Here is a 13,898-nt window from a genome sequence, read left to right on the forward strand (position 1 = left end):
AGTAGAGTAATGAGTGAAACTGCGGTACTGCCTTTACAATTTACCGATTCAGCGGCGAAAAAAGTGAAGCATCTGATAGCGGATGAAGAGAACCCGAACCTGAAATTGCGGGTTTATATCACCGGCGGTGGCTGTAGCGGCTTCCAGTATGGTTTTACTTTTGACGATAAAATCAACGAAGACGATTTGACCATTGAAAAACAAGGCGTTGCGCTGGTGGTAGACCCCATGAGCCTGCAATACCTGATCGGCGGTTCGGTGGATTATACCGAAGGGCTGGAAGGATCACGTTTTATCGTGACCAACCCGAACGCCAAGACCACCTGCGGCTGCGGATCGTCGTTCAGTATCTAAACCCCCGTCGGCACGCGTTCGATGATACCGGTACGGCGCGCCGCACCGGTTTTTTATGTCCGCGTTTCGAGCGCGCGGGTCGGGCCGTTTATTTCCGGTCCTCAAGCGCAAAGGTCGGCAGCTTGAGATGCCAGCGGATCGCCGCCAGCCGGATGCCGAGCGTTATCGCCATGCCCAATACCGACGCGTGCTGGGCGCTGAGGTGGAAAACATGGAAAGCGGTGGTGTGGGCGATGCCGCCGATAATGCAGGCGGTGGCGTAAACCTCGGTACGCAGTATCATCGGGATTTCCCGCGCCAGCACATCCCGGATAATGCCGCCGCCCACGCCGGTGATAACGCCCATGCATACCGCGATCAGCGGGCCGGTGCCGCTGGCGAACGCCTTGTTGACGCCGATGCCGACAAATACCGCCAGGCCGATGGCGTCCAGCACCGGCAGGATCCATGTCGGCAGTTGGCGGGGTTGCCTTATCACCAGTATGGCGACAAAACAGGTGACCATCGCCACCACCAGATCGGTGGGATCCCGCACCCAAAACACCGGGCCATTATTCAGCGCCATATCCCGGATGGTGCCGCCGCCCACCGCGGTGACCACCCCCAGCACCAGCACCCCGAACGGGTCCATGCGCAGTTTGCCGGCCAGCAGCACCCCGGACACGGCGAATACCGCCGTGCCGAGCACATCAAGAAAACCGAGCATCAGCGCGCTCCCGTGGCGGCGGCATCCGCCAGTTGCCGGCACAGCGCCTGCGCCGCCAGCAAAATGCGCGGCCCGCTGCGGTTAAACCAATCCTCGTTCAGCGCTATCACCGGCACGTCCAGCTGCGGCTGCCAAAAGTTCCTGATGGCGGTGACGCGCTCCTCGCCGCCGGCGACGACAATCACCTGCGGTTTACGGCCCAAGACCTGTTCGCGGCCCACCTGCGGCCAGGGAACCGGGCTGTCGGCAAAGATATTGCGCGCGCCGCACAGCGCCAGAATCTGGCTTTGCAGCGTCTGCTTGCCGGCGGTAAACAACGGCTGGGTGCCGAACTGCATGAACACCCGCGCCGGCGGATTGCCGGCGTAGCGGCGTTTCAGGTCCGCCGCCTGCTGGCGCACGGCGCGGGCGGCCTGGTGAGCCTGTTCGGGATGGGGGCTGTAGCGCGCCAGGCCATCAAGCGCGCGCGCCATATCTTCCACGCTCAGCGGATCGAGATAGACAATCGGGATACCGAAGGCGGCCAATTGATCCAGTTCACGCTGCGGATTGCCGCCGCGCCAGGCCAGGATAAGATCCGGCTTTAGCGCCAGCACCCGCTCCACGTTGATGCCCTGCCAGGAGGCGACCTGCTCGAGCTTTTGCGCGGCGGGAGGATAATCGGACCAACTGCTTACCGCCACCAGGACTTCTCCCATGCCGGCGGCATACGCCATTTCGGTGGCGTGGGGCGCCAGGCTGACGACCCGATGCGCCGCCCAGGCCGGCGGGGCGGCCAACAGCGCCAGCAGCAACGCGGCCAGGCCGCGCGCGCGGCTATCGCGCCGGGCCCGCGATCCCAGGGCCGATGCGTGCTTACGGATAGCAAACCAGGCCGGCAGCAGCATGGCCAGCGCATGCCTGTGGATAATAAACCAAGTCGGCGCCGGCATGGCCAGCGCGCGCGTAGGGATAGCCGGGCGCGTCACCCGGATGGGCGACATTACTGCCGCTGTCCGGCCAGGGTCTGCAGCATGGCCGCCACCAGGCGGCTGGACTGTTTGGCCGCCACCGCCAGGAATTCGTCAAAGCTCAGGTGGGACGCCTTGTCCGCCACATCGGAAATGGCGCGCACCACCACGAACGGCACCGCGAACTGGTGGCATACGTGGGCAATGGCCGTGGCTTCCATTTCCACCGCGATAGCCTGGGGAAAAGTGGCGCGGATACGGCTCAGGGGCTCGGCGCCGTTGATAAACGCGTCGCCGCTGACCACCAGGCCGCGCACGGCGTGCTGATCCAGCCGGGCGATGCAGCTCTCCGCCAGCGCGATCAGCGACGCGTCCGCGGCGAAGGCCGCCGGGCACTGCGCCATTTGCCCCGGTGCGTAACCAAAGGCGGTGACATCCACATCGTGGTAACGCACCTCGTCGGACACGACGATGTCCCCGACATTCAGGGATGGGTCCAGACCGCCGGCGGAGCCGGTGTTGATAACATAATCCGGCTGGAAATGATCCAGCAGCAGCGTGGTGCCGAGCGCGGCCGAGACCTTGCCGATACCGGATTTCACCAAGGCCACGTCGACGCCATGGAGCCGGCCGCTGTAAATATCGCATCCCGCCTGCTGCCAGGTGGTGCGGCCTTCTATCTGGTCGCGCAGCAGGGCCACTTCCTGTTCCATCGCGCCGATAATGCCTACTCTCATCTGGTTGTCCTTCTGGTTAAGAAACAGTGGATAATAAATAGTGAATAGTAACGTAGCCGTTTAATTGCCGCCGCCATTCTATCACGGCCGCGGCCGGGAAATAATTGTCGCCGCTGTTGCATTTAGCGGCGGGTATGGGTATCACGGTATAAGAAATCATCCCGGGGAACATGATGTCCGCAATCGACTTTAGCAAGAAACTCAGTTTTCAGCGCCCGTTCAGCCATCCCATCGTCGCCGAGGATGAATATAGCGTCATCCGCCAGTTTGAAAGCGATCGGGGGCGGATTATCAATTCCGCCGCCATTCGCCGCCTGCAGCAGAAAACCCAGGTCTTTCCCCTGGAACGCAACGCGGCGGTGCGCTCCCGGCTGACCCATTCCATGGAGGTGCAACAGGTCGGACGGCATATCGTCAAAGAAATCTTCCACCAGCTCAAACGCGAGCGGCGCATCGCGCCGCTGGGGCTGGAGCAGTTGGAGGCGCCGTTTGAAAGCATCGTGGAAATGGCGTGCCTGATGCATGATATCGGCAATCCCCCGTTCGGTCATTTCGGCGAGGCGGCCATCAACGACTGGTTCAGCCAGCGCCTGGACATCGCCGGCCTGGGCAACGAGGCCCAGGGTAACGATCGTTGCCGGGTCGAGGTATTGCGCCTGCGCGCCGGCGAGGATGACGACAACGCGCTGCGCAGCCGTATCCGGCTCGATTTGTGTCATTTCGAAGGCAATGCCCAGGCCATCCGCATGGTGCACAGCCTGCTGAAGCTGAACCTGACCTATGCCCAGGTGGGCTGTATTTTAAAATATACCCGTCCGGCCTATTGGCGCGGCGCGATACCGGCCGAATTCAGCTATCTGATGAAAAAACCGGGCTACTATCTTGCCGAGGAAGAGTATGTCAAAGCGTTGCGCGAACAGCTGGGGCTGGGGGAATTTCATCGCTTCCCGCTGACGTATATCATGGAAGCCGCCGACGATATTTCTTATTGCATCGCCGATCTCGAAGATGCGGTGGAAAAAAAGATCTTTACCGTCGAACAGCTTTATAACTACCTGCAACAAGAATGGGGCGGCGTGGAGAAAGGCGATTTATTTGAAAAGGTGGTCGGCCAGGCATTCGATAAGATAATGCGCAACCAGGGGCTGCGCAGCGGCGATCAGTTTTTTATGTATTTGCGGGTAAATACCGTGGCACGGCTGGTGCCCCATGCGGCAAAACGGTTTCTCGATAATCTGTCGCCGATATTCGACGGATGCTTTAACCAGGCGCTGCTGGAAGATTCCAGTCCGGCTTACCGCTTATTGAAAATATTCAAAGGCGTGGCCTTCAAACATGTGTTCAACCATCCGGAAGTAGAACAGCTGGAATTACAGGGCTACCGGGTTATCAGCGGCCTGCTGGAAATCTACAACCCCCTGCTGGATATGCCGCTGGCGGCGTTTCGCGAGCTGGCGGCGCAGGATGACCACCGGGACTACATGATCCCCACCCGCCTGTTTCATAAATTATCCACCAAACATCGTCTGGCTTATGGTGAAGCGGTAGCCGGGTTAAATCGCTACCCGTCGCGCCAGCAGCCCATGATGGAATTTTATTATCGGGCGCGTTTAATTCAGGACTATATTAGCGGCATGACCGATCTTTATGCCTGGGATGAATACCGCCGCTTAATGGCCGCGGAGTAAGTCAGGGTTAGCGCAGTATTTGTAAATACGCCCAATACTTTTTTACCATTATGGTTTTTTTGCTACTGAACTTCGGGTTATTTGATTAATCTCACAGATACGACCACAGCAATGGGTCCGCATCATTACCTGATACTTACAGTTGAGACAATGTTAAATGAAAAAAACTTCTTTGGTCCTGAGTGCGCTGGCATTGTGTCTGGGTGTGGCGCTGGCGCCTGTTTCATTGTATGCGGCGGAAACCGCCTCGACCAATCAGCAGCTCCCAAGCCTGGCGCCGATGCTGGAAAAAGTCATGCCATCGGTGGTCAGCATCAGCGTCGAAGGCAGCACCGCCGTCAGTTCGGCGCGCGTGCCCGAGCAGTTCCAGCAGTTCTTTGGCCAGGATTCCCCGCTGTGCCAGGAAGGGTCGCCTTTCCAGGCGTCGCCCCTGTGCCAGGGCGGCGATGAGGACGGCGGCGGCGACGGCGAGGGCAATACCCCGCCGGCCAAGGAAAAATTCATGGCGCTGGGCGCGGGTGTGATTATCGATGCCCAGAAAGGCTACGTGGTGACCAACAATCATGTGGTCAACGACGCCACTAAAATCCAGGTGCAGCTGTATGACGGCCGCCGGTTCGACGCCAAGATCATCGGCCGCGATCCCCGTTCCGATCTGGCGCTGGTGCAGCTGATCGACTTTAAAAACCTCACCGCCATCAAGATGGCCGATTCGGACCAACTGCGGGTCGGCGATTATACCGTGGCCATCGGCAACCCTTACGGCCTGGGGGAAACCGCCACCTCGGGTATTGTGTCCGCGCTGGGGCGCAGCGGGCTGAATATTGAAAACTATGAAAACTTTATCCAGACCGATGCCGCCATCAACCGGGGCAACTCGGGCGGGGCGCTGGTTAACCTCAACGGTGAGCTTATCGGCATCAATACCGCCATACTGGCGCCGGACGGCGGCAATATCGGTATCGGCTTCGCCATTCCCAGCAACATGGTGAAAAACCTGACGGCGCAGCTGGTGGCCTATGGCCAGGTCAGGCGCGGCGAAATCGGCATTCTCGGCACCGAGCTCAATCCGGAGCTGGCCAAGGCGATGAAAGTCGACGCCCAGCGCGGCGCGTTTGTCAGCCAGGTGATGCCTAAATCCGCCGCCGAAAAGGCCGGGGTGAAAGCCGGCGATGTCATCGTCACCATGAACGGCCGGCCCATCAACAGCTTTGCCGCGTTCCGGGCGGATGTCAGCTCGCAGCCGGTCGGCACCAAGGTCCAGCTCGGCCTGCTGCGCGACGGCAAGCCGGTAACCGTCGATGTGATCCTGGAGCAGAGCACCCAGCCGCAGCTTGATTCGGGCAATGTCTTTACCGGCATCGAAGGCGCGGAATTGAGCAACATGGATACCGGCGATCAGCAGGGCGTCAAGGTGGACAATGTCAAGGCGGGCAGCACCGCGGCGAAAGTCGGCCTGAAGAAGGGCGATATCATCCTGGGCGTCAACCAGCAGCCGGTGCAGAATATCGGCGAACTGCGTAAAATCCTGGATGCCAAGCCGCCGATACTGGCGTTAAACGTCAAACGCGGCGATACCACGCTTTACCTGCTGGCGCAGTAATTCCCCGCGTCCGGCTCTCGCCACCAAGACGGCGTCATCACGACGCCGTCTTTTTTTGCCCGAAAGAATGTGATATCCCGCACAAAATAAGCGAGCAAGATCACGCTTTGTGCTTCTGCACAATGTATGAGCGCCAACACCCGGGTATAATAGGGCAAAGGGCTTAACAGAACCGAGGCGGGGATGGCAACGTATCATCTTGATGCGAAATTGGCGCAAGAAATTGTGGCAAGAACGATGCAGATTATCGACAGCAATATCAACGTGATGGATGCGCGCGGCCGCATTATCGGCAGCGGCGATGAAGAGCGGGTCGGTGAACTGCACGAAGGCGCGTTATTGGCCCTGTCGCAGGCCCGGGTCGTGGATATCGACGACGGCGTGGCCCGGCATTTGCACGGGGTACGGCCCGGTATCAACCTCCCGCTGAAAATCGACGGCAATATCGTCGGCGTTATCGGCCTGACCGGCAATCCCAGTCAACTGCGGCAGTATGGCGAGCTGGTCTGCATGACGGCGGAAATGATGCTGGAGCAGGCGCGCTTGCTGCATATGCTGGCGCAGGACAGCCGGCTGCGCGAGGAACTGGTGCTGAATTTAATCCGCGCCGAGGAAGTCACGCCGGCGCTGATCGAATGGGCCCAGCGGCTGGGCATCGATATCAACCAGCCCAGGGTGGCGGCGGTGGTGGAGGTGGACAGCGGGCAGTTCGGCGTCGACAGCGCCATGGCGGAGCTGCAGCAGTTGCAAACGCTGCTCACCACGCCGGAGCGCGATAATTTGATCGCCATCGTATCGCTGACGGAAATGGTGGTGCTGAAACCCGCGCTGAACAGCCACGGGCGCTGGGATGCCGAAGAGCATCGCCGGCGGGTGGATACGCTGTTTTCGCGCATGACCGAAAGCAGCCGCCTGCGGGTACGTATCGCCCTGGGCAATTTTTTCCCCGGCGCCGGCGGTATTGCGCGCTCCTGGCGTACCGCGCGCACCACCATGTCGGTGGGCAAGCAGCGGCTGCCCGAGCAGCGCCGTTATTTTTATCCCGACCTGATGCTGCCGGTACTGCTCGACAGCCTGCGCGGCGGCTGGCAGGCCAGCGAGCTGGTGCGCCCGCTGGCAAAACTCAAGGCCATGGATAACAACGGCCTGCTGCGCCGCACGTTGATTGCCTGGTTCCGCCATAACGTTCAGCCCACGCCTACCTCCAAGGCGCTGTTTATCCACCGCAACACCCTGGAGTACCGCCTCAACCGCATTTCGGAAATGACCGGCCTGGATCTGGCCAATTTTGACGATCGGCTGCTGCTCTACGTGGCGCTGCAGCTGGATGACGAAGCCTGATCCCATCGTCCGCGGCCCACCCCATGTTGCCGGCAAACTCAGGGTACGGCCGGCCGTACCCTTGATGTGTTAACGCAGCATCGCCGGCCGTTTCCGGTCAAAGGTCCAGCCGGGAATCAGATACTGCATCGCCTGCGCGTCATTGCGCGCGCCGGACGGCATGCGCTTGTAAAGCTCATGCTGCCGTTCGATTTGCGCCATATCGATTTCCACGCCGAGCCCCGGTTTCCCGTTGAGTGTGATCGCGCCGTCGACGATTTGCAGCGGTTCTTTGGTCAGATGCTCGCCTTCCTGCCAAATCCAGTGGGTATCCAGCGCGGTGGGCTTACCGGGCGCGGCCGCGCCGACATGGATAAACATCGCCAGCGAAATATCAAAATGGTTATTGGAATGACAGCCCCAGGTCAGGCCCCATTCATCGCACAGCTGCGCCACGCGTATCGCGCCCTGCAGGGTCCAGAAATGCGGGTCGGCCAGCGGAATGTCGATGGCGTTAAGCTGTACCGCGTGGTTTAGCTCGCGCCAGTTGGTGGCAATCATATTGGTCGCCACCGGCAGCCCGGTGGCCCGTTTGAATTCCGCCATCACCTCGCGCCCGGAAAAGCCCTGCTCGGCGCCGCAGGGGTCCTCGGCATAGGCCAGCACGCCGCGCATATCCTGGCACAAATCGATGGCTTCCCTAAGCGACCAGGCGCCGTTGGGGTCGATGGTAATACGCGCGTCCGGAAACCGCCTGGCCAGCGCCGTCACGGTCTCTATTTCGCTGGCGCCGGCCAGCACGCCGCCCTTGAGTTTGAAATCCTTGAAGCCATAACGATCCTGCGCGGCTTCCGCCTGGCGCACCAGGGCGTCGGTGGTCATGGCCGTCTCGCGGCGCAGCCGGTACCAGTCATGGGACGGCCGGCTGGGCCCGGCCTGATAGGGCAGGTCGGTCAGGCTCCTGTCGCCGACATAAAACAAATACCCCAGCACAGGCACGCTGTCGCGCTGCTTACCAGGACCGAGCAGCTCCGCCACCGGCACGCCGAGATGTTGGCCCATTAGATCCAGCAGCGCGGCCTCGAGAGCGGCCACCGCGTTTACCCGCAGTTCAAAGGTCCAGGCGCCCTGGGCGAAAGAATCAAAATCGTTGCTGACATGCCCCTGGTGCACGTCGTGCACGATGCGGTTAAGCGTCGCCAGCGGCTGGCCCACCACCCGTTGCCGGGCGGCCAGCAGCGTGTTTAAAATCACCTCGCCGCCCGGGGCCTCGCCGACGCCGGTATGCCCGGCATTGTCGGTAAGGATGACAATATTGCGGGTAAAATAGGCGCCGTGGGCGCCGCCGATATTCATCAGCATGCTGTCATGGCCCGCGACCGGGATAACCTGCATGGCGGTCACCGTCGGCGCACCGTTAAAATCGCTGTGATCCATTCCCTACTCCTGCGGTTGCAAACTGCTATGTCAAAAAAAACCTTACGCCGTCAGCGGCTTAAGCACCAGGCGTTGAATCTTGCCCACGATAAACAGATAACTCAAAATCACCACCAGGCCGTTGGCGGCGACATAAATCAGGGCGCCGTCAAAGGATCCGGTTTTATTCAGGATATAACCGATGACAATCGGCGTGGTGATGGCGCCGATTTGCGTCACCAGGTTCAGTACGCCGCCGCTCAGGCCGACGATTTCTTTCGGCGCGGTGTCCGCGTTGACCGTCCAGCCCAGCGCGCCGATGCCTTTGCCGAAGAACGCCAGCGACATGGCCGCCACCACCACCACGTCGGAAGTGGTGTAGTTGCAAATCACCATACTGGTGCACATCAGCATGCCGATAATGATCGGCGTCTTGCGCGCCACCGACAGCGAAAATCCTTTGTTAAGCAGATAATCGGAGAAAATACCGCCGAGCACGCCGCCGATACAGCCGCAGATCGCCGGCAGCGCGGCGACAAAACCGGCCTGCAGGATGGACATGCCGCGTCCCTTCACCAGATAGATGGGGAACCAGGACAAGAAGAACCAGGTGATGGCGTTAACGCAATAGTTGGCCAGGTAAATACCCAGCAGCATCCGGCTGGAAAGCAGCTGCTTGATATACCCTATCTGCGGTCCGGCCTCGGTTTTCTGGTGGGCCGCCGCGTTATCCATATCCACCAGGCCGCCGCCGGCGCGGATATACTCCAGCTCCTGCTTGCTGACCTTCGGGTGGTCGAGCGGGCTGTACATGGTCTTGAACCAGACCAGGGACAGCACCACGCCCACCACGCCCATGACGATAAATACGTATTCCCAGCTTACTTCCTGGGTAATCCATCCCAACAGCGGATTGAAGATCACCAGCGCGGCATACTGGGAAATATTAAATATCGCCGAGGCGGTGCCGCGTTCCCTGACCGGGAACCAGGCGGAGACGATGCGGCTGTTGGCCGGCATCACCGGCGCCTCGGCGAACCCGACCATAAAGCGCAGGATAAACAGCATCATCGCCGCGGAGGCGAAGAAGTGCACAAACCCCTGCATAAAGGTAAATATCGACCAGATCAGAATGGCGGCGCCATAGATGATTTTTGAACCAAACCGATCCAGCAGCCAGCCGCCCGGCAGCTGCGCCAGGGTATAAGCCCAGCCGAACGCCGAGAAGATATAGCCCATTTGCAGCGGGTCGAGCCCCAGGTCGGCGGCGACGTGTGGACCGGCAATGGACAGGGTGGAACGGTCGGCGTAATTAACCGTACTGATGATAAACAGGATTGCCAGGATCCAAAACCTGGAGCGGGTTTTGTGGGTGGCGACGGAAATTGAGTTTTCGGCCATGATTCCTCTTCCCGGTAGGGGAATGTGATCGGGATATCGGGTACGTGGGTAGGGCGTCCCGCGTTGCTTTATAGCTATTATCGTCTTATGGTAGCGCTGACATTTTTGTGGCCGATAACTTCCGGCACGGGTAAGCAAGAGCTGAGTATAAGGGGAAGGGGTTGGCCGTACATTGTGCTGATGACTGAATGAAAAGTGGCAAAACAAGGGGTTTTAAGGCGAACGAACAGGGCGGTGTGACCTGGGTCGAAGATCCAGGGAAACTTGTGATCGGTATAACATATCAGTGCAATCGACTGTCGGCCATTTTTTAAAATGGTGTTTCATTTCAAGAAGTTATTATTTTTGCCGTTTCAGGATCGGGGTCACATAAAAGAATCCCGATTAGTGAGATGGCTCACGGCAGGTCATTAAAACGGCAATTTCAGTCCAGATTCTTCGTCAAGGCTTATGCATCTGCATAATGTCAGGGGCTTGCCATGACGTTATAGTCATGCCAGCGTTTCCGTTTGCGACGGTTTTCCGTCTCCGTATTGTGCCCTTTGCCAAGGAAAAAATATGACTCCTGTTATCACCACGATGCAAGTCATCCCGGTTGCCGGCCATGACAGCATGTTGCTTAACCTCAGCGGCGCCCATGGCCCGTTTTTCACCCGCAATATCGTTATTCTTACCGACAACGCCGGGCATACCGGCGTGGGAGAAATCCCAGGCGGAGAAAAAATACGCCAGACCCTGGAGGACGCCGCCGCGCTGGTGGTCGGCCAGCCCCTGGGCGAATATAAAAATGTCATGAGCGCCGTGCGCCGGCAATACGCCGATCGGGATGTCGCCGGCCGGGGCCTGCAGACGTTCGATTTGCGCATTACCATTCATGTCGTCACCGGCATCGAGGCGGCGATGCTTGACCTGCTGGGCCAGTTCCTGGAAGTGCCGGTGGCGGCGCTGCTGGGCGAGGGGCAACAGCGCGACGAGGTGGAAATGCTCGGCTACCTATTTTATATCGGCGATCGCCTGCGTACCGATTTACCTTACCGCAGCCAGGCGGATGAGACCTGCGATTGGTATCGGCTGCGGCATGAACAGGCGCTGACGCCGGCGGCGGTGGTGCGCCTGGCCGAATCCGCCTATGAAAAATACGGTTTTAATGATTTCAAGCTCAAGGGCGGGGTGCTGGCCGGGCAGGAGGAAGCCGCGGCGGTTACCGCCCTTGCGGCGCGTTTTCCCCAGGCGCGCATCACCCTGGACCCCAACGGCGCCTGGTCGCTCGCCGAGGCCATCGCCCTGGGCAAACAACTGCGCGGGGTGCTGGCCTATGCCGAGGATCCCTGCGGCGCCGAGCAGGGCTTTTCCGGCCGCGAGGTGATGGCGGAGTTCAAGCGCGCCACCGGCCTGCCCACCGCCACCAATATGATCGCCACCGACTGGCGGCAAATGGGGCATACCCTGGCGCTGCAATCGGTGGACATTCCCTTAGCCGATCCGCACTTCTGGACAATGCAGGGGTCGGTACGGGTTGCGCAGCTGTGCCACGAATGGGGACTGACCTGGGGCTCGCATTCCAACAATCATTTCGATATTTCGCTGGCGATGTTCACCCACGTGGCGGCCGCCGCGCCGGGAAACATCACCGCCATCGATACCCACTGGATCTGGCAGGAAGGGGACCAGCGCCTGACCAGGGAGCCGCTGCAAATCGTCGGCGGTAAAGTCAAGGTGCCGGAAAAACCGGGGCTCGGTATTGAACTGGATAGGGATCAGCTGATGAAGGGCAATGCGCTCTATCAGCAACATGGCCTTGGCGCGCGTGACGACGGCATCGCCATGCAATACCTGATCCCCAATTGGCGCTTCGATAATAAACGTCCGGCGCTGGTGCGCTAGCGCTGGGCGGCGCCCCGGTCCGCCTTGGGCGTGGGCGCCGTGGCGACAGCCGCAGGCTAATCCTGGGGTAAAAAAAAAGGCCGGGAGCGATTCCCGGCCAACCTATCAAAGTTCATTCACACATAGCAAAGGGTGGTTCAGTGGTGGTAAGGGTAATCAGGTCACCGGCGCCGGGTTGAATACCGACAGGGCGTTATGAATGCCCCATTGATCGGACCAGGTTTTTTTGCGGCCGCTGGCGATATCCAGGATCAGTTCAAACAATTGCCAGCCCACGTCTTCAATGGTTGCCCTGCCGGTGGCGATGGAACCGGCGCTGATATCCATCAAATCAAACCAGCGGTCGGCCAGCGCGTCGCGCGTCGCCATCTTGATCACCGGCACGGCCACCAAACCATAGGGCGTGCCGCGCCCGGTGGTAAATACCTGTATGGTGATGCCGGAGGCAAGCTGCTGGGTACCGCAAATAAAATCACTGGCGGGGGTGGCGGCGAAAATCAGCCCCTTTTTTGTCGGACGCTGGCCGGGGGAGAGCACCTCCACAATGGCGCTGGTGCCTGATTTGGCGATGGAACCGAGCGATTTCTCAACAATATTGGCCAAACCGCCTTTTTTATTGCCCGGGGTGGTATTGGCGCTGCGATCGCTTTTACCATCGTCAAGATAATTATCATACCAGGCCATTTCCTCCAACAACCGGCGTCCCACCTGTTCGTCAGCCGCCCGCGGCGTCAGCAGGTGGATGGCGTCGCGCACTTCGGTCACTTCCGAAAACATCACCGTCGCGCCGCAGCGCACCAGCAGATCGGAGGCAAAGCCCACCGCCGGATTGGCGGTTACGCCGGAGAACGCATCGCTGCCGCCGCACTGCGTGCCCACCACCAGATCGGATACCGGGCAGGTTTGGCGCTGGCGGGTGTTCAGACGCTGCAGATGATCTTCCGCTACCTGCAGAATATCATCCACCATGGACTTGAAGCCCACGTGTTTTTCGTCCTGGAGACGGGTGATGCTCACCCCCGGGCGTTCCACCGCGATGGGAATTTGATCCTCGGTGCCGGCCAGCAGGCGTTCGGGCGGCAATTTTTCGCAGCCCAGGCCAATCACCATGATTTCGCCGCCGAAATTCGGGTTGAGGGAGATATTATGGATGGTGCGAATCGGCACCACCGCGGCGGGCGCATTAATGGCCACGCCGCAGCCGTACAGATGGCTTAGCCCGACCACGCCGTCGACGTTGGGGTATTTTGGCAACAGATCGCGTTCAATCAGTTTCACCACGTATTCAACCACGCCGGCCACGCATTGTACGCTGGTGGTAATGCCCAGCAGGTTTTTAGTGCCGACGCTGCCATCGGCATTCCGGTACCCTTCGAAGGTATAGCCTTCCAGCGGCGGCAACGTCGGCGGGACCTTGGTGGCCAGAGGCAGGGTTTCCAGCGCCGGGGCCTTGGGCATCTCGACCAGCGATTCATCAATCCAGCTGCCCTGTTTGATTTCACGCAAGGCATAGCCAATCACTTCGCCATAACGGACGATATCGCCGCCGATGGCGATATCGCGCAGGGCGACTTTATGCCCTTGCGGAACATGCTCGATTAATTTCAAGCCGTCCGCGAATTGAGTGCCGGCCGGCAAACCATTATTGTTCACGATAATCGCGACGTTATCGTCGACGTGAACTTTGATATACAATGCCTTTTCCGCATTGGTCATTATTGTTGATGACATAAACGTCTCCGCAAATACTAATCTGTTGTTATAACCCGAACCAGCGTTCAGCCAGGATAACAATACGGGTGATGAGGATATTATATGCGGAATAGGGGCACTTCTCAT

General features: G+C 59.5%; 11 protein-coding genes. 5 read left to right on the forward strand and 6 right to left on the reverse strand.

Annotation, left to right across the window (positions count from 1 at the left end):
* Nucleotides 1–9 precede the first annotated feature (9 nt).
* Nucleotides 10–354: an iron-sulfur cluster insertion protein ErpA gene (erpA, locus tag ACL2XQ_RS04015; RefSeq protein ID WP_162363924.1), complete on the forward strand. Its 345-nt coding sequence runs from the start codon at nucleotides 10–12 to the stop codon at nucleotides 352–354.
* An 88-nt stretch (nucleotides 355–442) separates the two neighbouring features.
* On the opposite strand, the gene ACL2XQ_RS04020 is transcribed toward erpA, so the two are convergent.
* Genes ACL2XQ_RS04020 through mtnN form a run of 3 tightly spaced genes read right to left on the reverse strand, consistent with a single transcriptional unit; the run spans nucleotide 443 to nucleotide 2,747 of the window.
* Complete coding sequence (locus ACL2XQ_RS04020; protein WP_410016372.1) at nucleotides 443–1,060, reverse strand: TRIC cation channel family protein; 618 nt, start codon at nucleotides 1,058–1,060, stop codon at nucleotides 443–445.
* Nucleotides 1,060–2,043, reverse strand: coding sequence for a vitamin B12 ABC transporter substrate-binding protein BtuF (gene btuF, locus ACL2XQ_RS04025; RefSeq protein WP_413740079.1), 984 nt, complete (start codon nucleotides 2,041–2,043; stop codon nucleotides 1,060–1,062). The genes ACL2XQ_RS04020 and btuF overlap by 1 nt, the downstream gene beginning before the upstream one ends.
* Nucleotides 2,043–2,747, reverse strand: a complete 705-nt coding sequence (mtnN, locus tag ACL2XQ_RS04030; protein ID WP_413740080.1) for a 5'-methylthioadenosine/S-adenosylhomocysteine nucleosidase — start codon at nucleotides 2,745–2,747, stop codon at nucleotides 2,043–2,045. Before mtnN ends, btuF begins: the two co-directional genes overlap by 1 nt.
* A 173-nt stretch (nucleotides 2,748–2,920) precedes the next feature.
* Here mtnN and dgt point away from each other — a divergent pair, with 173 nt between their 5' ends.
* From dgt to ACL2XQ_RS04045, 3 genes are all read left to right on the forward strand, one after another.
* Nucleotides 2,921–4,435, forward strand: coding sequence for a dGTPase (gene dgt / locus ACL2XQ_RS04035; protein WP_413723547.1), 1,515 nt, complete (start codon nucleotides 2,921–2,923; stop codon nucleotides 4,433–4,435).
* A 157-nt stretch (nucleotides 4,436–4,592) separates the two neighbouring features.
* Complete coding sequence (gene degP, locus ACL2XQ_RS04040; RefSeq protein WP_410016369.1) at nucleotides 4,593–6,038, forward strand: serine endoprotease DegP; 1,446 nt, start codon at nucleotides 4,593–4,595, stop codon at nucleotides 6,036–6,038.
* A gap of 183 nt (nucleotides 6,039–6,221) precedes the next feature.
* Nucleotides 6,222–7,379 (forward strand): CdaR family transcriptional regulator, encoded by a 1,158-nt coding sequence (locus tag ACL2XQ_RS04045; RefSeq protein ID WP_410016368.1) that lies wholly within the window; start codon nucleotides 6,222–6,224, stop codon nucleotides 7,377–7,379.
* Between the two features lie 69 nt (nucleotides 7,380–7,448).
* On the opposite strand, the gene ACL2XQ_RS04050 is transcribed toward ACL2XQ_RS04045, so the two are convergent.
* The gene (locus tag ACL2XQ_RS04050; protein ID WP_410016367.1) at nucleotides 7,449–8,795 is read right to left on the reverse strand and encodes an enolase C-terminal domain-like protein; all 1,347 of its coding nucleotides are present in this window, start codon (nucleotides 8,793–8,795) and stop codon (nucleotides 7,449–7,451) included.
* A gap of 42 nt (nucleotides 8,796–8,837) precedes the next feature.
* Complete coding sequence (locus ACL2XQ_RS04055) at nucleotides 8,838–10,175, reverse strand: MFS transporter (protein ID WP_413740081.1); 1,338 nt, start codon at nucleotides 10,173–10,175, stop codon at nucleotides 8,838–8,840.
* Nucleotides 10,176–10,733: 558 nt separating this feature from the next.
* Here ACL2XQ_RS04055 and gudD point away from each other — a divergent pair.
* Nucleotides 10,734–12,059 carry a glucarate dehydratase gene (gene gudD, locus ACL2XQ_RS04060; RefSeq protein WP_410016365.1) on the forward strand — a complete coding sequence of 442 codons (1,326 nt, stop codon included), beginning with the start codon at nucleotides 10,734–10,736 and terminating at the stop codon, nucleotides 12,057–12,059.
* 156 nt (nucleotides 12,060–12,215) lie between these two features.
* On the opposite strand, the gene garD is transcribed toward gudD, so the two are convergent.
* On the reverse strand, nucleotides 12,216–13,790 hold the full coding sequence (gene garD / locus ACL2XQ_RS04065) for a galactarate dehydratase (protein ID WP_410016364.1): 1,575 nt from the start codon (nucleotides 13,788–13,790) through the stop codon (nucleotides 12,216–12,218).
* Nucleotides 13,791–13,898 lie beyond the last annotated feature (108 nt).

The sequence above is a fragment of the Sodalis sp. RH14 genome (assembly GCF_047324285.1).
In the GTDB taxonomy this organism is placed as follows: Bacteria; Pseudomonadota; Gammaproteobacteria; order Enterobacterales; family Enterobacteriaceae; genus Acerihabitans.